Genomic DNA, 24,394 nt, shown 5'->3' with positions numbered 1-24,394 from the left:
ATTTATGAGAATTGCAACATATCGAGTTTATTTTTTAATCTGTTAACATCAAGTTGTTCACCAATCAATACTATCGTTAACGGATAATCCCCATTAATAACTTCATAATCTGGCATACCAAATGAATATTGAAACTCATATGTCACATTGGGTTCATCTTTAAATTGTACATATCCTTTTAATCTTAAAACATTATCAGTCATACGCAAAATAAATTGGTAAAATAATTGTCGATCAATGGCTGTTGTAAATGTGTATTGCATACTATTTATACCATGGTGATGAGAATGTGTATGTGTCATTACTAATTGATCACGAAATTGTGACATCTCATCGATATTAACTTGTCCATAAATAGTATATATTTTTGAACTATATTTGTTTACTTCGTTAAGTTGTTTTTTTAAAGTATCTCTGTCTTCAACAGTTATTAAATCTAATTTATTAACGACGAGCACATCGCTTACCTCGAGTTGTTCTTCCATGAGACGCTTTGTGGAGTCAGTATATTGTTGTCTTTGTAAAAAGCGAAGTGCATCAACAATACTAACAAAATGGGGACGTTCAACAAACTGAACTATGCGAGGATCTTGACACGCCATGATCAATTCAATAGGATGCGCGATACCAGTTGCTTCTATTATAATATGGTCCGTTTCATGGTTGTGACTGAGCATCTCAATTTGTTGAACTAAATCTGATTTCATATCACAACAAACACAACCATTCAATAATGGATACACTTTGACTAATTCACTCAAATGGTTACCATCTACATCAAATGATCCAAATTCGTTCATAATTACTGTTATTTTCTCATCAATTTTTAATAATTCATTAATATAATGTGTCAGGAACGTGGTTTTACCACTGCCTAAGAAACCGCTAACGATTGTGATTTTCAACTTTTCATTTTTATTATTTTTCATTTTAATATATCCTTTACTATTACAAACATTTTAATATATGATAACATAAATATTTAATTATCTTTTTACTTGATTTAATGTAAGATATCTTCTAAACTTTAAACATACTTTAATTTTAGCATGACATTGAATCATAGTGTTGTATATAAAACAAGCAACATAGATGGATTCCAATCCGAAAAAAAAGAGAATACGGATAGAATGTCTGGAGGAGAACTTTAATGTCTGAACAACATAATTTAAAAGAGCAGCTATGCTTTAGTTTGTACAACGCTCAAAGACAAGTTAATCGCTACTATTCAAACAAAGTCTTTAAAAAGTACAATCTAACATACCCACAATTTCTTGTTTTAACAATATTATGGGATGAATCACCTGTTAACGTCAAAAAGGTCGTTACAGAATTAGCACTTGATACTGGAACTGTATCACCATTACTCAAGAGAATGGAACAAGTTGATTTAATCAAACGTGAACGTTCTGAGGTAGATCAACGTGAAGTATTTATTCACTTAACAGACAAAAGTGAAATGATTAGGCCCGAATTAAGCAACGCATCTGAGAAAGTTGCAACTGCTTCTTCTTTATCTAAAGATGAGGTCAAAGAACTTAATCGTTTATTAGGTAAAGTCATCGATGCATTTATCGAAACAAAAGAAAAGTAATGTGTTGCTGTCATGAAACTAAAGTTAAAGGTTAAGTTTTAAATACATTGTACACTTAAACATATTATATAATAAAGGTGTGGACAGAATTTGAATTAAATTCATGTTCTTCCTGTGGTAACGAGAACTATGACTGAGAAGACTGAATACAAGTTCTTTTTCATCTTAGTCATCGACTACCAATATATAACAAAATCCTGAGACAAAATTTAGTGTCTTAGGATTTTGTTATATATGATTTAATTAAAAAATTTCATTTCGTTTCTATTCATTTCTATTACTTTTTTTAAATAACCGTCATGCTGCATTAATTCTTGATATGAGCCATTTTCTAATATTTCTCCATCATTCATGACTATAATTTTATTAAATCTTGGAAGTATTTCTAAATCATGTGTAGCTATGATGAGTGTTTGGGATAAGGATTCAATCAAATTTATAATTTTTTGGGTATTATTAATATCTAGTGCTGTAGTAGGTTCATCTAATATCCAAAAATCGGCCGAAGGTCTTAATAGCAATCTCGCTAAACTTAGACGTTGAGCTTCCCCACCTGATAAATTATGACCGTCTAACGTAACTATTCTATCTAAATTTAAATATTCTAATCCAACATCTCCGAGAACCTTTTTGAGATTATCATCTGATTGCTCAGAAAATAAATTATCACGAATTGTACCATCAAAAATATATTGAGATTGAAGCATTGCATTAAATGTTTGATATTTTTCATTGTCATTGATACTGTTCATATCTTTACCATTTAATCTCACTTTTCCCTCTTCTATTTGATATAGCCCAAGTAATACTTGAAGTAAAGTACTTTTACCTGATCCAGAAGGACCAATGATCGCTACCTTATCACCATATTCAAAGGTTAGATTAATCTGTTTTAGAATAGAGTGATATTGATGTTCATATTTAAAAGTGACATTTTTAATTTTTAATAAAACATTTTGCGAACGCTTTAAGTTTGTATGTTCTGAAGGAATTTTATACTTAGGTACAATAACCTCGTGTATCTCTTCAAGTGCCTGGTCTGTATCCGCTTTATAATATGCCACATTGCTCATAGGTACTGCTTGTTCAAATAAAGTTAATATCATCAATATAATACTTGTAATATAAATAGCATTGAGCTGACCATCATGAATCTGTTGCGCGCCTAACACTAAACACATAAATATTGAGAACATTGCAATTAAGTTTAACAAGTAGTCATAAATTGAAAGAAATCGGCGTTCCTTAAGTTGCATATCATCAAATTGTCGTAAAGCATGGGAAACTGTCTTTTTGAAGTCATCGCTACGATTGAAACGTTTTAATTCTTCATGACCTTCTTTATAATCATAATATCTTTTAAGAAATATTTTTTGCGTTTGAGTCACTTGTTGCTTTAATTTACGTGCTTTCTTAGCGCTTAACCAAGGAACAATCCATAAAGTTAATAACATACTTAAAGTAATCACTAATGCATGTAGAGGAGATAAAAACAACATAGTCATTACTGAAACAATTGCAGTTAATCCGATTACAATCGGTGGGTAATATACTCTCAGATATATGTTTTGTAAAGCTTCTACACGGCTTATCATTTTTGTAATAAGATCACTTGAATTAAATTTTCTATAGATATCTGGAACGACTGGATATAGCATTTTTAAAAATTGAACTCGTACATTACGTAACATTGTAAATGTCGTCTTGTGTGAAAGTAATCTTTCTATATAGCGTGTGATTGCTCTTAAAAATCCAAACAATTTAACAGATACAACTAAAATCATTAATGCATAGAGTGGCGTACCTAGCGCACTTTGAGTAATCATATAACCACTTAAAAAGAACATTGCTAATGCTATAATTCCACCTAAAACACCTACCATGATAGCGCATGTTAAATCTCTATCTATACTAAAATGAATACGTGATTTCATTGATCTATCGTCACCTCACTACGCGAAACAGAAATGATCGAGTCATCTTTTATAAGATGACCACTTTCGAGATATATACGCCGTGCTGAACTTCGAATGGTTGAATCACGGTGTGCAATAATAAACACTGTCGTTGTAGAAAAATGATGCTCTAATACTTGTTGTATGACCTTTTCAGTTTCAATATCTAATCCTATCGCTGGTTCATCAAAAATAACAATATCAGGTTTCAATAATAATAAACGACTTAACTCAATACGTCTCATTTGTCCACCTGATAACATTTCCCCACCTTCACCAATAGAAGTATAGATACCATATTTCAATGAAAGTACTTTCTCTTTTAACCCCACTTCATCAAGCACTTGAATCACTTGCGCATCACATATCTCATCATCATACATTGCAATATTATTTTTGATAGAATCTGCAAATATATATGGGCGCTGACTTAGAAATCCAATATTTAATGATGCTTGGTTAAATGAAAGTGTTCCATGTGTGGGTGTTACTGATTGACTAAGCAACTTAGCTAAAGTGGATTTCCCTGCACCACTCGGTCCCACAATAGCAACCTTTTCTCCTTTATTTACCGAAAATGAAATGTTTTTCAATGCCATATGATTACTATTAGCGTATTGAAAATCAACATGTTTGATTAAAACTTGTTCAAACTGTTTCTCATCCACTTTTAATGTAGGAGAGTCAGCTTTATCTTCAGATTCTAAAAATGAAAACACCACATCGCTAGAACCTTCACTTTGCTTGCCTGTATGAAATGCTTGACCTAAGTCTTTAATCGCATTATAAAATTCAGGAGCTAAAATAATCGCAATCGCTGCAGTCACAAAGTTGATATGGTTAAACACAACTAAGCTTAAAGCCACTTCCAATGCGACCAATCCAATCCCTAACATACTTATGAATTCAAGCATAAGTCCTGATAAAAAGGCACTTTTCAAAATACGCATTGTTAAATCTCTAAAACGTGTACTGTCTTTATAAAGTTGTTGCTCAGAATGTTTCGTTTGATTTAAAAGTTTAAATGTAATAAGACCTTTAGCAGTATTTAAAAAACGTTGACTAAACTGGTTTAAATATGTCATTTGATCCTTCGACTCATCTCTTGTTTTAAGTCCAAAAATAACATAAAACAATGGAATAAAAGGTGCGGTAACTATCATAATAATAGCAGTAGGTAAATGAACAAAACACATGGTAATAATAATAACGATAGGAATTAACATTGATTTAAAGACTTGAGGTAAATAACTCTGAAAGAACGGACCGATACCATCAATACTTTCAGTTAAAATATTTATTTCTTTACCAATTGAACGGACACTTTTCTTCAAAATCATTTGTTCTCTAAGCATATGTTTTATTTTAAATGCCAAATGATCTCCTAAAAATTGAATCAGCATATTAAATGTTGCCCTTAAAATAAGGGAGATAAAAATAACTGATAACAATAATAATAAAGATTGTTGTTGGTAATACAGTAAGTGATTTAAAAAGTGTGAAATTGAAATGTTTTGCACAACGACCGTAAAAGATAAAAAAACGCTCATGATTAACATGAGTGCGGGGTATAATTTATAACTTAAAACCATTTTTGTTAGTTTTTTCACAATAATCTCACCTACATATATTATAGAGTGTTTACAAAAAATTAAAATCATTTCGCTCACAGAATAATTCTAGTCATAACTTAATACATTTATAAGACTTTGGTCTAGTATTTAGATTGTAAACACCATCAATATGATTTTCTATGCTATGATAATATGGTATTTTGAGTACTAGTAATAAATTAATAGAGATAAGAAAGTGGGTAAAGTATGTTTTTACTTGAATTAATAAAAGGCATCATCTTAGGTATCGTAGAAGGACTTACCGAATTCGCCCCTGTTTCTTCTACTGGGCACATGATACTTGTCGATGATATGTGGTTAAAGTCAACTAATTTTCTCGGTTCTCAATCAGCATTCACATTTAAAGTTGTTATACAGTTAGGTTCGGTATTTGCGGCTGCTTGGGTATTTAGAGAACGCTTCTTAGAAATTTTACACATTGGTCAACATAAACCTGAACCTTCCACTTTAGGAGATAGACGTTCAAAACCACGACGTCTGAATTTAATACATGTATTAGTAGGTATGGTCCCAGCAGGGATTTTAGGATTTTTATTTGATGATTTAATTGAAAAATACTTATTTAGTGTTCCAACAGTCTTAATTGGTTTATTTATAGGTGCTATTTATATGATTATAGCTGATAAGTATTCTAAAACTGTTCAGCATCCTCAAAGAGTAGATCAAATTAATTATTTCCAAGCATTTGTTATTGGTATCTCTCAAGCAATAGCTATGTGGCCTGGATTTAGTAGATCTGGTTCAACGATTTCAACAGGTGTTCTTATGAAATTGAATCATAAAGCTGCATCTGATTTCACTTTTATTATGTCGGTACCTATTATGTTAGCTGCAAGTGGGTTATCTTTACTAAAACATTATGAGTACATTCATTTAGCACATATACCATTCTACATTTTAGGATTTTTAGCGGCATTTATTGTTGGATTAATTGCAATTAAAACATTCTTACACTTAATTAATAAAGTTAAGTTAGTCCCTTTTGCCATTTATAGAATTGTCTTAGTTATTTTTATAGCAATCCTATACTTCGGATTCGGTATTGGCAAAGGAATTTAATAAAACACACGTATGAAATATATTAGTCTATTTCAATAATATAGAAATGGTTGTATATCAACTTATTTTCAGTATGTTTACCATCATTACGTATAAAATTGAAATATTGTAAGATGTTTCAGGTTTTACTAGGTAATGAAAGTTACCAATCATTAAACTCTCGCCAGACAGGTGGGAGTTTTTTATTAAACTTATTGTTCCTTATATTTTCTTTATTATAAATAAAATGTACTTTGTTGCTATAAAGGTTTTTTAGTATGAGTACTAAAAAATATCGAATTTGTCTATTTTTTTAATTTACTTCATAGATAGGCACTAACATTTCACACACTTTATCTGTTCCCTCTTCCTCAATGTATCTCTCTATAATTGGTTCATTTCTCATACGCAAATGAGTTTCATTTAAAATATTTTCTAAATGACTAAAGAAATTCTCTATATTTCTTTTTGTATGACTAATTTTAAACACAGCATAAATGCCACCTATAAAATTTCTTTTAGATATTGTCTGATCATTTACTGTTTCATCTATTCTCAAAACAACGTCATATCTACATTGATTACTTTGAACGTGGAGAGGATTATCTAATGCTATACCTAACACACCGTATTTCTCAACATATTTCCAATAATGATGAGTATGAATCCAATGCTTAAAGGCCTTCATCATTTCAAAGTTTTTATCACTTTGATAAGTACCTATCATTCTCATATAAACGACGCTACTGTCATCCAATTTTTCAATCTTATATTTCATATTATCGCCTCCACTGAGAAAGTAACCCGAGTTAAAATTTTTTGCAATATGAATTTTAAAATTTTGTTATACAAAAAACGCTTTATGATGTTAATATGAAAAATTCATTTTCAACCATACAACTAGTATCAATCGTTTATTTTCATGTATCATAGGGTATGAAAAAGAATAGTAAAAGTTATGGAGGCAACGTGTATGGACAAAAAGAAACTCATTAAAACACTTATCAATGTATTACCAATCGTTATCGTACCATTAGTAACTGAACGTAAGCGTATTAAAAAACATCCAGATGTACAGAAAGTAACTAATGCTACATCTAAAGCAACTTCAAAAACAACATCTGCAATTTCAAATAAAGCTTCAGACGTCAAAGAGTACGTAGGAGATAAAAAGCAAGAATTTGATAATAAGCGTGAATTGAAGAAAATTGCGAAGGAAAATGATCCAGCTTACATTGAGAAAAAAGGCGAAAAATTAGCTAAACAAAATCGTAAAGAAGCAGACAAAATGGACAAAAAGCTTCAAAAGAATATTGAAAAACGTCATAAAGAAGAACAAAAACAACATGAAGCTAATCAGAAACAACGTATTAAAGACATGAAAAAATCTCAAAAATACGAAGAGCAAGTTGGCTTAACTCCTGGTAAAATAGATCACGAAATTGAGAAAAAAGGCGAAAAACTAGAAAAAGATAATCGTAAAGATATTAAAAAACTAGACAAAAAGCTTCAAAAGAATATTGAAAAACGTCATAAAGAAGAACAAAAACAGCGTGAAGAAGCAGAAAAAGCTAGAAAAAAAGAATTTAAAAAATATGAAAATTACGTGGCTGACAGTGTCGTAAAACAACATAAGGAATCAAATCATTCTTAACCATGAAGACTAACGTAATTATAGATGGAGATGCTTGTCCTGTTGTTAATTCTGTCATTGAATTGACGAAAGGGACAGGCATTTTTGTTACGATTTTAAGAAGTTTTAGCCATTTTTCACAACAAATACAACCCGAACATGTAAAAACTGTATATGTTGATGACGGTCCCGATGCGGTAGACTATAAAATAGTCGAACTTGCTAGCAATAATGATATCGTCATCACACAAGATTATGGACTTGCCAGTCTACTGATAGACAAAGTACATACTGTCATGCATCATAAAGGAAATATTTATCACTCAGACAACATCCAAAGCTTATTAGATCAAAGATATCTAAATGCTCAAATAAGAAGACGAGGTGGTCGTCACAAAGGCCCTCCTCCCTTCACAACAGAAGATAGACTTAAATTCGAGCAGGCTTTTAGAAAAATCATTAATCAAATCTAGGAGGCATATTATGAAAAGAATTGCTGTTTATTGTGGTGCAAGTAAAGGAAAAGACCCGTCTTACGTTAAAGAGGCATACGAATTAGGAAAATATATGGCTGAACAAGGATACGAGCTTGTATTCGGAGCAGGATCAGTCGGCATTATGGGAGCGATTCAAGATGGCGTACTTGAGCATGGTGGTAAAGCTATCGGCGTCATGCCTAAAATGTTAGATGAACGAGAAATAACAAGTCAAAAAGTAAGTGAGCTTATATTAGTAGATTCTATGCATGAGCGAAAAAATAAAATGACTGAACTTGCCGATGCTTTTATTATGGCTCCAGGTGGCGCTGGTTCATTAGAAGAATTTTTTGAAATGTATAGTTGGGCTCAAATTGGTATACACCAAAAGCCTATTGGTGTATTTAATTTAAATGGATTCTTTGAGCCACTACAACACTTAATCGACCATATGATTAAAGAAGGATTTATTGATGAGAAATATCAAAAACTTGCCCCATTATATGATACTAAAGAATCACTCATCGAAGGACTTAAACATTACAAACCGTTAGGTGTACGTACATACGATTAATAACGTAAAAAGTAGAGAACCCACAAATGATTTCCTCTAAAGAAACATTTGTGGGTATTTTTCAATAAAATTATCAAACTCTTTCATCTTTATTAAAATTTATCTTAAAATTAAGTATCAAATAAACATAATCGTATCTTATTTAAGTAGAAATTTGGTAATTAATAACTTTGTAGTTTATATTATTAACTTATTATTCTTCAGTTCTTTATTATATGGATGATCATTTTCAATTATACAAAAACTACAAATCCCATTTCATGTAGGCGCTTTTATGAGTCATAATTTTCATTTTTACAAGAACTACTAACTTTCCTTTCAAGAAGGAAGTAGCTCTTTATAATATCTTACATGACGTTTAAGGGGATGGTATTTACTAAGATTCGGATATTCAAAATTGTCTAAAAAAGTCATTCCTAATTTTTCCATGACTTTTCTAGAGGGCAAATTATTTTCAGAAGTAAAACTATATAATTCTTTAATTCCTTTATCTCTAGCATATTTCATTACGGCTTCCGCCCCTTCTGTAGCTAGACCATTTCCCCATACTTCTGGAATTAGCCTCCACCCTATTTCATAAAACGGTAACTCTTTAAAAGGGTAATGGCTATCTTTTGATACGTAATTCACACCTATAAAACCTAACCATTCTCCCGTCTCTTTCAACTCGACAGCAAATAAACCTAGGCCACTTTCTTGTATTATGCTATCCATATTTTCCATGTCTATCTCAGAACGACGATAACTAAGTAAACTAGGGAAGTATCTACGTACTTGCGTATTAGCATTCATTTTTTGAAAGGGTAATAAATCTTCGGTTTTCCAATCTCTTAAGTTTAAACGTTCAGTTTCAATATAAATAACCATCTTAAACACTCCATTTAATCGAAAATGTTTATTTTGCCTATATTTTAATATAAAATTAACGCGTTATGAAGTTTTTAACTCTACTCATATCGCGTTATTTAAACATATATTCTTTTTTATATTTATTAGTTTTTAGAAATATAACTAATCAGTTTAATGTGTACCGGTATTTCTTTCAAACGATCACTTTGATTTTTAGGTGCAACAAACGTCGCATCAATAAAATCATTTTGGTGATTAAGGTGGTATGTTGCCACAAATGTATCTGTATCTGATTCAAAGTTAGGCAAATGTGCAATGACTCGTTTAATATCACCTGTTGTATCTTTAATAGTTCGACCAGTCAGATTCTCTAACTCACGACCTAACTCTACTAATGTCATCTTTTTACCTTCTAAAATATTAAAATCTTGTTCATGCATCGTTCTTCTCTCCTCTTAAAGCTATCAACTATTCGCTATCTTCCAATCTAAATGTTTGTTAAACTCACTAATACCTATTCGCCACATATAATACCCTTCTCATTTCGTATTCAAACGTTAGGAATAACTACTATCATTCTTGTCGATGATTATTTTTTCTATTATCCTCTGATGGCTTCTGCTGTGTATGTGGTTTAGAGGATTGACCGTCATGTTCATCTTGATTGCTTTTTATTTTGTTAGTTTGATCATCATGATTAGCAGATGTTGATTGATTATTTGAAGACTTTTCTTTTGCATCATGATTATCTTTATTTTTCTTATCTCGGGATGTGCTTTTAGCAGGTAATTCGTTTACATCTTCTTGGAGACTATCCTGTTTGTGTTTAAGCTTATCCTTTTGCTCTTGTAACTTTTTCTTCTGCTTTTTTAAATCTTTATTTTCTTTTTTTAATTGGTCAATGCTTTTTTCTAAAGAAGCTTTTTCGTTACTTTTACCACATGCAGTTAACACCAATGTTGTAATTAATAGTAAGGTTAACCATTTTTTCATGATAGACTCCTTTGTAGTTACTCATCGATACACTTTATTTTAACATGGTTTTTTGATTTAATCATTTTTTAACATAAAATATCAATTCATTTCATTACATTTAATTTCACAAAGTAACATATATATTTAATGGGAAATTATTTACTCTTTATTTATAAAAGTTTACTTTTATTAAAGCTATATTTTTAGTTATGATATCATTCGCGCTTTTTTATCAAAATTAAACGATATTTGTGTGAAATAGAAAAAAGATTTACAATTCTTATCATTTTGTGCAATAGCCGTTTGAACTTGTATAAGAGTAATGATATACAGGTAATAATTATGATATGATTGTGTTTATCATACTAATCATCATGTTTTTAAATGATAATTTAGCTTAGTTATCCTTTTTAAAGTAGTATTTATTTATGAATTTAAAATTTAAGGGAGTATTTTATTATGAAATCCACTGCGCAATTAACAAAGGAGAATAATGTCAAAGCTTTACGACTGAACAATACCGATCGTGAAATATTTGAAAATTACATGACATATGTGCGTGCTGACTTACGTGTTAACCCTCATGATTCAGAATTAATGTTAAACCGTACTTTGAAACACTTAATTCGTGCAGGTGACACTGGAATGCTTGCGATGGAGTTTTTCAACCATGATCCTAAAGCACATGCTAAAAAAGAGATAAGAGCACTCCCAAATGAAACATTTAAAAACATTTTTAAATATATAAGTCATAACTTCATTCTTTTAATAGGTATTTTTTGTTTTCTCAAAGGATTGATTGGCTTTTTTATAGGGGGCGATAGTAATTTACTATATTTTTATACGTTTCCCCTAACTGTCATTATTGGTTTAGTAATTATATTTTTATTTATTTGGATGAACTTTAAAACGGTACAATTACAGTGCTTTAACAACTCTTATTGGACCTGGTGGCTCACCTATGGTGTCATTGCATTATTATTAATCACTCTTTTTTATGTTTTTTTTATACCGCAATCATTTTTAGCGTTTGGACCATATATTAAAGTTAGTAATTGGACTTTCATCATTATTGCGATAATAATCACCCCTATTTCATTTTATGTGAATCATCACTTTTATAATAAAGAAGCAAATACACGCATATAAAAAGACTTACACTCAAAACGTTTGTTTTGAGTGTAAGTCTTTATTTGATCTCAATTTAATTTATTAGAAAGACATCTAAAAAGAACCAAATAACCATCACAATCATTATTAGACCTTGAGCAACTGTACTCGCTAAAAATGCAATCACTGAGCCAAAACTCACCTTTATAGCTTGTTGAAAGTTAAATCCTTGAACCAATTCAACAATGAACACAGCAACAAAAGGAATAATGATAATACCAAAGGGAGGAAAAACGAAACACCCTACAATCACACCTATGAGCGCTGTGTATTCACCTATTTTACTTCCTCCAAAACGATTGACGAAATATTTATTCATCACAAAATCGGCTACTAATATCATAATGGTAAAGATGATCATTGCAACATAAAAAATCCACGATAATCTTCCATCATGAAAACCAAATTGATAAATTAAAAACCCAATCCATAGCATTAAAAGTGATGGTATCACCGGTTTAATTAAACCAATAAATGCTAATGCAAAGGCTATAATAATTAAAATCCATAATATCGCTGTCATCTCTATCTACTCCACATCTTCTATTGTAATTTTTTGATCTTTCGTAAACAAGATGAGTATCATCCCTACGAAGATAGAACTTGCTGAGACAAAGAATACATTTTCCAAACCAACCCAATGACTCATCACACCACCTAGCAAATTACCACCAAGTTGTCCTATTACCATGGCATTGGCAAAAAGTGTTGATGCATAACCAGGAAAATCAGGAAGAATATCTTGAAAATAACTAATCCCAAGACCTAGTAATATTGCTAGAAAGATGGCTAAACATATTTGCCCAACAAGCATCATATGAAAATTTTTAAATACACCAATACTAAAGTAAAATGCGCCACCAAATACAGAGCCAATGATCAATAAAGTTCGAGTTGGCAATTTAGCTGATAATATACCTAAAATAACCATAAACGGCACTTCTAAACCCGCACATAAACTTGCTAAATAGCCTACATACCTTTCTTTTTCATTTAAATAATCTGTCACAAAAAGTGGCATATTCATCGTATACATCCATTGCCCAATATGAAGTAATATAAACGCTATAAATGGAATAAATAATGATTTATCTTTAAACATATTTGGTGCAATTTTCTCAATATGCTGTTGTTCAGAAATTTGATTTTTCACCGGTAAATTTTTATAAAAAAACACTTGTAAAATTAAAGTAAATAAAATAATAGCTATTGTGCCACCAAATAATCCAGAATAACCTTTTAACTCAATAAGTTGCGCACCTATAAATGGCCCAAATAAAAAACCAAGTGAAAATATTGAACGTAAAACAGTATTAGCAAACTTAGCACGATCACGTGAACTTGAAGCATTGATTGATTCCCTGGCAGAGGCATACAATTGTGGCATTGCTGGTGCAAATAAACCTTGAAACAGCGCATATAGCACGATGAACAACCATATTTGATGAACGTAGAAATAAATTGAAAAGCTCACTGCCCCCATAAACAAAGCAGTGATGATTAGAATCTTTCTATTAAGGTGATGTGTATCAGAAAACCTTGCAATAATGGAATTGACTATAAACTGACTTATCGCAGCAAGTGCAAGTAGCAGTCCATATTGTGTCGTCGTCATCCCCAAATCTTTTGTAGCAAATAAAATTAAATAAGGTACAGTCACTGCTATTCCCATACCTAGTAACAACATATTGACCACAAACAATTTATAATTCTTTATTTGCAATAATGCTGTAAACATCTTCTCGACCTCTATCCTATTTTTAGATTGCAGTTACACAACAAAATTTAGCCTCAATTACCTAATAAAGTTCAACATTAAATTTACGAATGCGTCTACTTGAGGAAGTTGTAGCATACTTGCGTCATAACTCATGTATGTTGACCGAATAAGCGGCTTTTTATCAATAGTGACTTTTTCAAATTCAAACATGTTCTTGTCGATATTTTTTATCATAATTTTTGGTAGTATTGTTACCCCTACACCACTAAGCAACATTTCTTTACATGTGGCAACTTGATCAACTGTGATCGTCGCGTGATAATCATGTCCCAAATGATTGTTATACCATTGTTTAATTTGATTAATATAAATTGGATCTGCTTGAAATTCAATAAAAGGCAGTTTAGTTACATCTTCCTTACGATCCTTAGGATATATAAAATAATGCTCATCGTTAAATAAATGTGTATTCGATAAATTCATTACTTTATTTCCACGTGTAATCATCACATGGTAGTCTCGATGATGCGCTTTTATTTGTTCAGTAGATCCTACTTGAACCTGAATCTCCACATTAGGAAATTGCGAATTATAAAGACTCAATACTTCAGGAAGTAATGTTTGTCCAATAAGCGAAGAGCAACCGATTGAAATTGTACCGTTCACTTCACCGATATGTGCTTGTATTTTATCAAAAAATAAACGCTCACGTTTGAGCATATCACGCGCATGTTCAATAATCATTGAACCTTCAGTCGTAGTAATGAGCTGTTTTTTTGTACGAATAAAAATCTCAACTCCAAATGCTGCCTCAATTGCTTTTAAACGTTGAGTAACTGCAGGTTGAGATATATATAGAATTTCTGCTGCTTTGCGCAAAGTTTTTGTCTCATCTAAAGTAATGAGCAAACGATAATCATCTATTTTCATAGCGTCCCCCTACATATGTTTATACTTTAATCTTAGTGAAACGACTTAACTTACCATCATCGATAAATTGATTAAAATAGTTAATGTCGTCGGTGTGATTTCTTTTTAGCTTTATAGGGACGTTTATGTTTCATTTTCTGTGCTTTATGATTGATTTTATGATAACAACGCATAACCTTATCTTGTATTTCTGAAAAATTATCTTCTATTTCAATCATTAATTGATGGGCGATAATATAAGCCTCATGATATTGCTTCTTTGAAATTTGTTTATTTTGTAGTGCGTACATTAAATCATCTTCATCTACAAGTTCATACTCACCATTAGGTAGAACGAGAACGTCTAAACATAAATCGATGGTACGTGCATTTCCTTTTTGAGTAATGTTCTTTATATTAATGTCAAAATAATATTCTAATGGATTACCTTTATTATCAAACATGACAGTTATACTATACCGCTTCTTATCCGGTAGTATCTGTAACCATTTATAATTGTCATCTGCAACTATTATGTTTTGTCCAACTACCGTCACCTCTAAAGGCTCACGAACCTTTTTCATCGTGACCAAGCCTATAATACCTTTAAATCTATTATTATTAACTTTAACCTCTGTATATTCTCTCTCTACCAGGCGACGCCAGTGACGTTTGTCTATATATTTTACTTTCACAGTCACCAACTCCTTGCTTTTATTATATTAAACTAGGGTGTCAATGTCATCTTAAGTCTCAGATAAATGCTGTTTACATAAATGTTCTTATTAAATCATTAAGACTATTCTACTATAAATAGATGTATTTTACTTAAAATAGATAGAAATACTAGGTTTTATCACATGAATATTGAAATTAAAAAAACAAATGTGAACATAAAAATAAGCAACGAGTGACAGAGTCATAAACACTGTTACTCGTTGCTTGATAAAATACCTATTTTATATAATGGTAAAACAATCATTAAAATTCTATTGCGCTTGATGTTGTTTTTTCTTAATAGTTAAGTACTTTAACCCTAATGCAAATAAACCATAACCTAAAATGCCTTGCATTAATGTTTTGCACAAAGATTTCTTCGTTGTTAAGCGATCAGAAATAAATGTACTTACTAAATAAAGAAAAAACACTTTTACATATCTTGGATTCATTTTCATTATATGACCTTCTTTAAAACTATACTTGAACACTTAAACGAGGAATAAATGTTTCAAAATGAACATGATTCATATCATAATTTAATTCTTTAAGGGAATTTATAATTGAATGTAAGAAATTCGTACCACCGCAAATATAAATTTCAGGTTGTTCACTTAAATATTGTTCTAATTCTTTAGCTTCTAAATAACCTTCTTTATCTTTCACGTGTAAATGTAACTGTGCTTGCTCATGATTAGCTGTAATACTATCAAGTTTTTGAGCAAATGGTCGTTCATCTTCTGTTACAACCGCTTGAATCATTTGAGTTGGAACGTTTAATGAAGCAGCTTTTTTAAACATTGAAACTAATGGTGTCATACCTACGCCAGAACCAATAAACAATTGCGGTCTTTCAGTATTTTCTATTGAAAAACCACCAACAGGAGCAGATAGATTAATCATGTCACCTTCTGATATTTCATCATGTAAAATTGTTGAAACTTCACCTTCATGTTCAGTAGTCACATCACGTTTCACACCAAATATTAAGTGATTTTCATCTCCATCTATGATTGAATAATGACGTTTAGCTCTATATGGTAACTTTTCACTAGAAACATCTACGGTAATGTATTGACCCGGTTCGAATTGACTTAAATCATATTCGTCAGATTCAACTGTGAAAGATTTGATGTCACTTGTTTCTTGTGTAATGTTTGTGATTTTAAATGGTTTAAAACCTTTCCATAACATATGGTTGTATATTTCTTGCTCTAATTTGATAAATACATCTGCAATTTCTCCATATGCTTTTGCCCACGTTTGAATTACTGGGTCGTCACTTTCTAACCCTGTCACATCTTGAATTGCAGCAAGTAAATTTTCACCTACAATTGGATAATGTTCGGGATAAACTTGTAAAGCACAGTGCTTATGTGCCACAGGCATAATTGCTGGCTTAATTGCACCTAAATTATTAATGTTCATTGCTGCAGCTAGTACTGCTTGTGCTAATGCAGCAGATTGCATACCTTTCTTTTGGTTTGTTTGGTTAAACATATTTAATAATTCTGGGTTAGCCTCAAACATCTTTGGATAAAAAATTGAAGTAATCTCAGTTCCTTTATCTTGTAATAATGGTACAGTTTGTTTAATAATATCTTGCTCTTTTTCAGTTAGCATGATTCATTCCTCCCTCATTTCTAATTATGATAGTTATTATGCTATTTTTCAAAGTATAAATTTATGAATTGTAAACTTTTTATTATTATTTGAATATTTTATGAAGTTTATCTTTATGATTGATTCAATTTTTTACTTTTCATCTATACTAAATATTAAGGAGGAGTTTTTATGATTAAAAAAGAAGATATTGTTGCAGATGTTGTAACAGATTTTCCTAAAAGTGCAGATATATTTAGAAATGAAGGAATAGATTTTTGTTGTGGCGGGCAAGAGAGTATCGCTTCTGCTGTCAATCATAAACCAAATATTGACTTAAATTCCTTGTTAAATAAGTTGAATCATATTGATAATACAGAAAGTAACAGTACCATTAATCCTAAATTTTTAAATGTTGAATCTCTTATACAATATATACAATCAGCTTATCACGAAACGCTTAAAGAAGAATTTAAGAACCTTACACCTTACGTGACTAAATTGACAAAAGTACATGGTCCTAGTCACCCATACTTATTAAAATTACAAGACTTATATCGCGAGTTTCGTGATAGTATGTTGGATCATATACGTAAAGAAGATGAGGAGGACTTTCCTAAACTCATTCAATATAGTCAAGGACAAGATGTACAAAATATTAAAATCATATTAGAAGATTTAATTAATGACCACGAAGATACTGGACAATTATTAAAGGTTATGAATCAACTAACCTCTGATTATCAAGCACCAGAAGAAGCATGTGGAACATGGAAGCTTGTTTACCAAAGATTACAAAATATCGAACATCAAACACACCAACATGTACATCTTGAAAACCATGTGTTATTTAAAAAGGTAAGTTAATTAATTAAGACTTAGGCTTCATTTAATTAACTGCGTGCACATGTCAAAATTCAAATTGAATTCGTTGCCACACGTCCAGAAGCCCGAACCCCAACTTGCTTTGCTTGTTGAATTTCCCGATGAAATTCTCTGTGTTGGGGCCCCGAACCCCAACTTGCTTTGCTTGTTGAATTTCTCGGTGAAATTCTCTGTGTTGGGGCCCCGAACCCCAACTTGCTTTGCTTGTTGAATTTCTCGGTGAAATTCTCTATGTTGGGTTCTAAAAAAATTGAAATTGTCATATTTTAATTTAGTTATCGACTGTCAATATATTAAAAAACCTGAGACTATTACCGATGTCTCAGGTTCTTCTACTTAATATATATTCTATTAATCATCTTGAGATATAGCTAATCTTTTTATTATGTTTTCATATTGCGGATATTGAGGAATCAAAGATTCTTGTGTTAAAAGTTCAAAATGCTCGTATTCAAATCCAGGTTGACACATACATCCAACTAGACTATATCCTTCTGCGTTATCTAATGTAGAGGCAAAAATTGTCCCTTTAGGCACACAGTATTGTAAACACTCACCACAATCTATATCTCTACCTAATTTAACAGTTTGATATTCACCTTTTGGGGTTATCATATGAATCTTCAACGTCTGGCCAGCATGATAATACCATACTTCATCTGCATCTATTCTATGAAAATGTGATATATCGTGCTGTGTTAATAGAAAATAAATACTGCTAAAAGACGCTCTTCCATTACTGTCGCCTCTCATTGTCTCTTTAAAATATCCGCCTTCTGGATGCGAAATTAATCCCAACCGATTTATCCAATCATCAGCAGTCATCATTATTTTAAATCTACATTATGGAAAACATTTTGAACATCTTCCAAGTCTTCAAGTGCATCGATTAATTTTTCAAAAGTAGCTTGATCCTCTTCAGACAACTCAATATCAGTTTGAGGTAACATTTCAAACTCTGCTACTTTGAATTCCTCAACGCCAGCTTCACGTAATGCATCCTGAACTTGTGCAAACTGATCTGGTTCTGCGTAAACAATAGTCAAGCCATTGTCATCAATTACATCTCTGACATCAATATCTTGCTCCATTAGTGTTTCTAAGACTTCATCTACAGATTTGCCTTCTACACCAAAGGTTGCAGTATGGTCAAACATATAAGCTACCGAACCAGATACCCCCATATTTCCTCCATTTTTACCGAACGCAGCACGTACATCTGATGCTGTACGATTTACATTGTTTGTTAATGCGTCAACAATAAGCATTGAGCCATTCGGACCAAAACCTTCGTATCTTAAGTGATCGTAGTTTTCATCACCAGCGCCTTTAGCCTTATCAATAGCTCTATCAATAATATGATTAGGTACTGAATATGTTTTTGCACGTTCTAATACTAATCTTAAAGTTTGATTTGACTCTGGATTAGGCTCACCAGATTTTGCAGCTACATATATTTCTTTACCAAATTTGGCATATATTCTACTAGTATTTTTATCTTTTTGGGCTTTTTTCTCTTTAATGTTGTTCCATTTACGTCCCATAATGTCATCTCACTTTCATCATCTATGTACCATATTATATATTTAGCTACCGCCTTTGTAAAATCTGTGAATATGTTACAAACATTGTTAAATCAATCATTATAGATACCTATTGTTCAGCATAATACAATAAACATTCTTAATAAAAAACTGTCATCAAAATAAAACTTTTGACGACAGCAAACTCATTTTATGTAGCTTGATTCATTTCGACACTTCTCTATACATTTTGTATAGTGATTAAAATGTCGTTAACAACTTAAGAATTTTTCAACATCTTCAAATAAAGCATCAAATTCACTCATATTATTTTCATCCATATATAGAAAAATTTTTTTTTCATCTCTATTCGATCTTACTTTATTTAACTTTTCTTTGTCTATCAATCTTCTAATAGACATCAAAATCTTAGTTCTACTAATATCTAACTCTCCAGTAGCCAGTTTTAGAAAAGTTTGCATAAGAATTCGCTCATCTAAGCAATATTTTTTAGCTAAATATAGTACAGCAAGATCGTTTAACGTCAACTTATATTTTTTATCTATATATCCAGATAATGCTTTATATTGTTTGTAAAATTCTAGTAATTTAATTAATTTCTGCTCATTCAAAATCTGCACCTCCAAATATAAGTGACAATGCATATATCATTATCTTAAATATTTGGATAATTGTCTTTGACATTTGTTTTTAAACAATTGTCAAAATTACGAATAAACACAATTTAAGTTGTGCTACGTCTTTTATTTATTTTACCTTTTTTATATATTTCAACTAAATATACTGCATTATATTTCATTCTGATTTTCAATGGGCCCTTTTTAAAGTCATGTTCCATAATGTTCATGTATGGTCTAAAGTTCTCCTCAACTCTCATCAAGAACGGTGTAGACCAAACATATTTATGACGTAAATTTTGAGAAATCATATGATTAATATTGCCACCTTCATCATCAACTTTAGCAATCACACAAATATATTCATCTATTAACGCTTCATCTTCAAAATTAATCCATATATCAACATCTTTAAAGTCGCTCTCATTCGATTCACTTTCAATCACACGCCAATCATATAAGTAGAGGTAATATTGATCAGTATTTTCAATAATATTATAGAATCGTTGTTGAATTTGATTTTGATTAATCATCCAACTCAAATGATTAAAAATCAGGCCAAAAGTTGTTTTAAACCCATTCTCATCAAATAAATGTACAGCGTTAAAGACTTTAGGATTTGAAAATACATTTAATCCGTAGCCTTTAAAATGTTTTTTTAGTTTTGAAATTGCTTGAAATAGTAATGGTGCACTATTACTTAAATCAATTTCATTATTATTCAGTAATTGATGATTGTATAAATTTAGAAAAATTAAATTTTCACTACTAAAGTCAAACTGCTTTAAATCATCTATTAAATGCTTAAGTTGCAGGATATTTTTGAGTAATAAACCTTCCTCATTATCAAGTAAATAGGGTGACTTTAATCTAGCATTATCAATATAAAGATAGTCAAATTTTAAACGCTTTATTTGTGAAGCTAATGATTTAAATTGTGCAGTGTCATTAAACATACAACTAATATCTAAACCTATTTTATATTCCAATTTGATGTTTTGTATCTTCAATATATTACGATAAATTTCTCGAATACTTTTTTCGTCCAAATTAAATATAAATTGCACATTGTAATCTGAAACAAAACGTTTATTCATATTTTTTAAGTTATCATATTGATATGTAAAAAGTTGATTGAGTTCATATATTTGCTCGATTTTATCGATGCTAAATGCAACGTGCAAGTGATATTCAATAATAATTTTAATGATACCATTCATCTCTTCTTGAGAGAACGTATTTTTATATTGGCATAAGTTAGGCATAATACAAAAAATAATTTTTGAACCTTCATACCCTATTTTTTTATGAATACCTTGCAAAAACAACATTTTAATTTCGTCAATTGAATTAATTTGAACGACAGAATAAAACGTTGAAACATTAGAAGTTGGATATTGGTCAATAACAATTTCATCATAATTATCTAACTCATTCGTTGGCATTTTAGAACATATTAATGATTGGACACGTGATTTTAAGTGTTCTGAAACATCATCATCAGAACATCCATTATACTTATCATATTTTTTCATTGCACGATATGCATTGGGTGTTACACTTAAATAATTTTTGAATTGTCTGGAATATGTAGATGCATTACTAAATCCTAACGTTTCACTAATTTGGCTTATCGTTTTAGTTGTCGTAAGTAGCATCTCTATAGATTTACTAATTTTAAGTGTATCTATATATTTTTTAAATCCCATACCTAATAACAAATGAAACTGCGTAGAAAGATTGGACTTAGAAACATACAACTTATTGGAAATATCTTTTAGGGTCAGTCTTTCTTCGATGTGATTATATATATAATTCAATTCATCCTTTAACTCACCATAATAATCATACATATATTGGTCTTCAGCAATTTTTTTGTCAATAATAGCTTCATTAGCAAGAATATGAACAATTTTATTGATAATATCTTGTTCTTTATCCACATTACCATCTAAAAAATTCAACGTAAGTTGAGCAACTAGTTCTTTAATTTCGTTCTTAGATTGTATTAAATCCGAAGTATAATGGTAATTGAAAAAAGAATAGCCTAACTCTGTAAACCAATCACTAGAAATATATACTTCTAGTGTGATGCCATTGTCACTGATACTAAACACATCCATATTATTCACAATATATAACTCATCTGTGAGTATCCTTTCTTTCATAAATTGTTGAAAGTACATACTCCCTTCGATAGGCCAAAATAATAAAATGCCGTCTTGACATCGTGTTGCCGTATATTCTTTTTTTGAAAGTATATGCAAACAAGAATTTGCCATATCTTTACCTCTTTCCCTCAGTCTTTTATGCCCATACCAATTCATGTAAATTTTCACAAGTATCAGAAAACAATCTAACACAACATAAAAAATAAATCAAAAAGAAAAATGATGTATTTAATCATTTTTTTATTTTTGTTCTTTACCTTTTCTAATTAGATACAAAAAAGATGTGTCGTGTTGAGAGTTCAACATTAAATGAAAAACTCAGAAACTCTCTGATAGAGAAACACGATCACATCTTTTAATTCCTTCATGATCTCTTTAGTTTTTAAAGCGATTTGCTAAACTAAGTATATCTTCGATGATATTTAATAAGTTGATAAACAAATTAAATCCCATTTCTCTTGGTGAGAATTGACCTCTTTTCATTCTATTAAAATCGTATAAAGTATAAAGGAGAAACAATAATAAGCTCACTATTGTAATAACAGTATGAAAAATTGGATTATTAATAAATATCCCTATAATCCCAGCTATAATTAGCGCAATTAATGTCACAAACAGATATTTTCCCATACTCGAAGCGTCTTTTATTAAAAAGTAACCCACAATACCAAAAGCTATAAATGCACCAATAGCAAGAATAATATTTTTATAGAATACTTCTGCTCCTAAATTTTGTAAGTAAGTCGTAAAAAGAGCATACGAAAGCAACCCTACAATAATGGCGTATATATGGGAGATCACTAAACCATATTTTCGCGCACGTTTAATAAATAACGTTGCTAATATCAGAATTAACAATCCTAGAGACAATGGTTTTCTCCATGACATGGGAAGATATTGTCCAAAATAACAACCAATCCCAAAAATTATCCAATAATACATAAAATATAACCATACTTTTGCATAGGCATGTGTTTGGTTCTTATCTTGAGATTGTCTTTTATGATCAGTTGATTGGTGTGTCGATTGTGACATTATAATAACTCCTTTTCTATATTAAATAATTGGGTAATAAAAATTTTACAATACTATAAAGAATTACAAAAGTATTTAAGTTCATAAATTCTAAATATATAGAAGTTTTAGAAAACTCATTACAATGAACTTTACTTTATTACAATTTATCTAATAAATATTAAGAAAAGTAAAGAAATATGTCTTATAAATAGCGATATATCAACTTTCTTTAATAAATGTTCAGAACAATACATTATTTTAACAATGTTACAAGATAATAACAAAGCCCACAAAGTCAAATATTTTTGTTAGTATGGGGTACGTAATAAAAAAACAAAAAGTTAATGTACGGAGACTTGTCGGGACAATTATCTAAATCATTAAACTTAAATCAATTAAATCTTTGTTATATTTAAGGAGGAGTTACTTTGAAAAAGTTAGCCTTTGCAATTACAGCCGCTTCAGGCGCAGCAGCAGTTCTATCACATCATGATGCTGAAGCTTCTACACAACATAAGGTTCAATCTGGAGAATCTTTATGGACTATTGCTCAACAATACAATACTTCAGTAGAAAGCATTAAGCAGAATAATAATCTTAGCAACAATATGGTATTCCCAGGACAAGTTATTAATGTAGGTGGAAGTGCTTCACAAAGTACTAGTTCAAACACTTCTTCAAGTTCAGCATCTTCACATACTGTAGTAGCAGGTGAGTCATTAAATATCATAGCTAATAAATATGGTGTTTCAGTTGATGCATTAATGCAAGCAAATCATCTAAATGGTTATTTAATTATGCCTAACCAAACATTAACTATCCCTAATGGTGGTTCTGGTTCAGGATCAGGTGGTACAGCAACTCAAACTAGCGGTAATTATACTTCACCTTCATTCAATCATCAAAACTTATACACTGAAGGTCAATGCACATGGTATGTGTTCGATAAACGTTCTCAAGCTGGTAAACCTATCAGTACTTACTGGTCTGATGCAAAATATTGGGCATCAAATGCAGCGAATGATGGTTATCAAGTTGATAACACACCATCTGTTGGTGCAATTATGCAAAGTACACCTGGACCATATGGCCATGTAGCATACGTGGAACGTATTAATGGTGATGGTAGTATTTTAATTTCAGAAATGAATTATACAAATGGTCCATACAATATGAACTATCGTACTATCCCAGCTTCAGAAGTATCTTCATATGCATTTATCCACTAATCATTGATGATTAATGATTTTACTACAAGGTAAAGGAGCATACCTTGTAGTTTTTTTATTTTATATTTTAGGCAATTCAAATAAA

At 30.7% G+C, this 24,394-nt stretch carries 26 protein-coding genes; 8 read left to right on the top strand and 18 right to left on the bottom strand.

Going from position 1 to position 24,394, the window contains the following annotated elements:
• Window positions 1–2: 2 nt before the first annotated feature.
• On the bottom strand, window positions 3–929 hold the full coding sequence (locus ACVBFA_RS03950; protein ID WP_126122182.1) for a CobW family GTP-binding protein: 927 nt from the start codon (window positions 927–929) through the stop codon (window positions 3–5).
• Window positions 930–1,150: 221 nt separating this feature from the next.
• Here ACVBFA_RS03950 and mgrA point away from each other — a divergent pair, with 221 nt between their 5' ends.
• Window positions 1,151–1,594, top strand: a complete 444-nt coding sequence (gene mgrA / locus ACVBFA_RS03945) for an HTH-type transcriptional regulator MgrA (protein ID WP_002445872.1) — start codon at window positions 1,151–1,153, stop codon at window positions 1,592–1,594.
• A gap of 239 nt (window positions 1,595–1,833) precedes the next feature.
• Here the strand turns inward: mgrA and cydC are convergent, their stop codons facing one another.
• Together cydC and ACVBFA_RS03935 are read right to left on the bottom strand one after the other, a co-directional pair.
• Window positions 1,834–3,528: a thiol reductant ABC exporter subunit CydC gene (gene cydC, locus ACVBFA_RS03940; RefSeq protein WP_126122181.1), complete on the bottom strand. Its 1,695-nt coding sequence runs from the start codon at window positions 3,526–3,528 to the stop codon at window positions 1,834–1,836.
• Complete coding sequence (locus tag ACVBFA_RS03935; RefSeq protein ID WP_164539688.1) at window positions 3,525–5,159, bottom strand: ABC transporter ATP-binding protein/permease; 1,635 nt, start codon at window positions 5,157–5,159, stop codon at window positions 3,525–3,527. The genes cydC and ACVBFA_RS03935 overlap by 4 nt, the downstream gene beginning before the upstream one ends.
• A gap of 210 nt (window positions 5,160–5,369) precedes the next feature.
• Here ACVBFA_RS03935 and ACVBFA_RS03930 point away from each other — a divergent pair, with 210 nt between their 5' ends.
• Window positions 5,370–6,242, top strand: a complete 873-nt coding sequence (locus tag ACVBFA_RS03930; protein WP_126122179.1) for an undecaprenyl-diphosphate phosphatase — start codon at window positions 5,370–5,372, stop codon at window positions 6,240–6,242.
• A gap of 292 nt (window positions 6,243–6,534) precedes the next feature.
• Here ACVBFA_RS03930 and ACVBFA_RS03925 read toward each other — a convergent pair whose 3' ends face one another.
• Window positions 6,535–6,999: a GyrI-like domain-containing protein gene (locus ACVBFA_RS03925; protein ID WP_126122178.1), complete on the bottom strand. Its 465-nt coding sequence runs from the start codon at window positions 6,997–6,999 to the stop codon at window positions 6,535–6,537.
• A gap of 195 nt (window positions 7,000–7,194) precedes the next feature.
• On the opposite strand from ACVBFA_RS03925, the gene ACVBFA_RS03920 reads away from it, so the two are divergent.
• From ACVBFA_RS03920 to ACVBFA_RS03910, 3 genes are read left to right on the top strand one after another with little or no spacing between them, the layout of a single operon-like run.
• Window positions 7,195–7,875 (top strand): hypothetical protein, encoded by a 681-nt coding sequence (locus tag ACVBFA_RS03920; protein ID WP_126122177.1) that lies wholly within the window; start codon window positions 7,195–7,197, stop codon window positions 7,873–7,875.
• A 2-nt stretch (window positions 7,876–7,877) separates the two neighbouring features.
• Window positions 7,878–8,327 (top strand): YaiI/YqxD family protein, encoded by a 450-nt coding sequence (locus ACVBFA_RS03915; protein ID WP_002475907.1) that lies wholly within the window; start codon window positions 7,878–7,880, stop codon window positions 8,325–8,327.
• 10 nt (window positions 8,328–8,337) lie between these two features.
• Window positions 8,338–8,904, top strand: coding sequence for an LOG family protein (locus ACVBFA_RS03910; RefSeq protein WP_002445865.1), 567 nt, complete (start codon window positions 8,338–8,340; stop codon window positions 8,902–8,904).
• Between the two features lie 318 nt (window positions 8,905–9,222).
• Here ACVBFA_RS03910 and ACVBFA_RS03905 read toward each other — a convergent pair whose 3' ends face one another.
• The 3 genes from ACVBFA_RS03905 to ACVBFA_RS03895 form a co-directional block, all read right to left on the bottom strand.
• Entirely contained in the window at window positions 9,223–9,771 is a 549-nt protein-coding gene (locus ACVBFA_RS03905) for a GNAT family N-acetyltransferase (RefSeq protein ID WP_002496368.1), read from the bottom strand.
• Between the two features lie 125 nt (window positions 9,772–9,896).
• Complete coding sequence (locus tag ACVBFA_RS03900) at window positions 9,897–10,193, bottom strand: hypothetical protein (RefSeq protein WP_002445863.1); 297 nt, start codon at window positions 10,191–10,193, stop codon at window positions 9,897–9,899.
• 133 nt (window positions 10,194–10,326) lie between these two features.
• Complete coding sequence (locus tag ACVBFA_RS03895) at window positions 10,327–10,746, bottom strand: SA0632 family lipoprotein (protein ID WP_002499291.1); 420 nt, start codon at window positions 10,744–10,746, stop codon at window positions 10,327–10,329.
• A 441-nt stretch (window positions 10,747–11,187) separates the two neighbouring features.
• On the opposite strand from ACVBFA_RS03895, the gene ACVBFA_RS03890 reads away from it, so the two are divergent.
• On the top strand, window positions 11,188–11,877 hold the full coding sequence (locus ACVBFA_RS03890) for a DUF1129 family protein (RefSeq protein ID WP_070592870.1): 690 nt from the start codon (window positions 11,188–11,190) through the stop codon (window positions 11,875–11,877).
• 55 nt (window positions 11,878–11,932) lie between these two features.
• Here the strand turns inward: ACVBFA_RS03890 and ACVBFA_RS03885 are convergent, their stop codons facing one another.
• From ACVBFA_RS03885 to ACVBFA_RS03860, 6 genes are all read right to left on the bottom strand, one after another.
• A complete protein-coding gene (locus tag ACVBFA_RS03885) occupies window positions 11,933–12,421 on the bottom strand; it encodes a DUF456 domain-containing protein (RefSeq protein ID WP_002445860.1) in 489 nt (162 codons plus the stop codon).
• Window positions 12,422–12,427: 6 nt separating this feature from the next.
• The gene (locus ACVBFA_RS03880; RefSeq protein WP_070592488.1) at window positions 12,428–13,636 is read right to left on the bottom strand and encodes a sugar efflux transporter; all 1,209 of its coding nucleotides are present in this window, start codon (window positions 13,634–13,636) and stop codon (window positions 12,428–12,430) included.
• Between the two features lie 57 nt (window positions 13,637–13,693).
• Entirely contained in the window at window positions 13,694–14,548 is an 855-nt protein-coding gene (locus ACVBFA_RS03875) for a LysR family transcriptional regulator (protein WP_002445859.1), read from the bottom strand.
• An 80-nt stretch (window positions 14,549–14,628) separates the two neighbouring features.
• Window positions 14,629–15,222 (bottom strand): DUF402 domain-containing protein, encoded by a 594-nt coding sequence (locus tag ACVBFA_RS03870; RefSeq protein WP_002475896.1) that lies wholly within the window; start codon window positions 15,220–15,222, stop codon window positions 14,629–14,631.
• Between the two features lie 294 nt (window positions 15,223–15,516).
• Window positions 15,517–15,702: a hypothetical protein gene (locus ACVBFA_RS03865; protein ID WP_002457527.1), complete on the bottom strand. Its 186-nt coding sequence runs from the start codon at window positions 15,700–15,702 to the stop codon at window positions 15,517–15,519.
• Window positions 15,703–15,721: 19 nt separating this feature from the next.
• Complete coding sequence (locus ACVBFA_RS03860) at window positions 15,722–16,867, bottom strand: globin domain-containing protein (RefSeq protein WP_002475902.1); 1,146 nt, start codon at window positions 16,865–16,867, stop codon at window positions 15,722–15,724.
• 171 nt (window positions 16,868–17,038) lie between these two features.
• On the opposite strand from ACVBFA_RS03860, the gene scdA reads away from it, so the two are divergent.
• Window positions 17,039–17,713: an iron-sulfur cluster repair di-iron protein ScdA gene (gene scdA / locus ACVBFA_RS03855; RefSeq protein ID WP_002499628.1), complete on the top strand. Its 675-nt coding sequence runs from the start codon at window positions 17,039–17,041 to the stop codon at window positions 17,711–17,713.
• 369 nt (window positions 17,714–18,082) lie between these two features.
• On the opposite strand, the gene ACVBFA_RS03850 is transcribed toward scdA, so the two are convergent.
• The 5 genes from ACVBFA_RS03850 to ACVBFA_RS03830 form a co-directional block, all read right to left on the bottom strand.
• Window positions 18,083–18,559, bottom strand: coding sequence for a cupin domain-containing protein (locus ACVBFA_RS03850; protein ID WP_126122176.1), 477 nt, complete (start codon window positions 18,557–18,559; stop codon window positions 18,083–18,085).
• Window positions 18,559–19,275, bottom strand: coding sequence for a YebC/PmpR family DNA-binding transcriptional regulator (locus ACVBFA_RS03845; protein ID WP_002445853.1), 717 nt, complete (start codon window positions 19,273–19,275; stop codon window positions 18,559–18,561). Before ACVBFA_RS03845 ends, ACVBFA_RS03850 begins: the two co-directional genes overlap by 1 nt.
• A gap of 251 nt (window positions 19,276–19,526) precedes the next feature.
• Window positions 19,527–19,886, bottom strand: coding sequence for a transcriptional regulator, SarA/Rot family (locus ACVBFA_RS03840; protein WP_126122175.1), 360 nt, complete (start codon window positions 19,884–19,886; stop codon window positions 19,527–19,529).
• A gap of 113 nt (window positions 19,887–19,999) precedes the next feature.
• The gene (locus ACVBFA_RS03835) at window positions 20,000–22,174 is read right to left on the bottom strand and encodes a helix-turn-helix transcriptional regulator (protein ID WP_126122174.1); all 2,175 of its coding nucleotides are present in this window, start codon (window positions 22,172–22,174) and stop codon (window positions 20,000–20,002) included.
• A 264-nt stretch (window positions 22,175–22,438) separates the two neighbouring features.
• The gene (locus tag ACVBFA_RS03830; RefSeq protein ID WP_002457532.1) at window positions 22,439–23,098 is read right to left on the bottom strand and encodes a Bax inhibitor-1/YccA family protein; all 660 of its coding nucleotides are present in this window, start codon (window positions 23,096–23,098) and stop codon (window positions 22,439–22,441) included.
• A gap of 410 nt (window positions 23,099–23,508) precedes the next feature.
• Between ACVBFA_RS03830 and ACVBFA_RS03825 the strand changes: the two genes are divergently transcribed.
• A complete protein-coding gene (locus tag ACVBFA_RS03825; RefSeq protein ID WP_002475913.1) occupies window positions 23,509–24,309 on the top strand; it encodes a LysM peptidoglycan-binding domain-containing protein in 801 nt (266 codons plus the stop codon).
• Window positions 24,310–24,394 lie beyond the last annotated feature (85 nt).

This window comes from Staphylococcus sp. MSU001, from assembly GCF_052976705.1.
The sequence above is the reverse complement of the archived record's forward strand: the minus strand, read 5'-3'. Positions and strand labels throughout refer to the sequence as shown.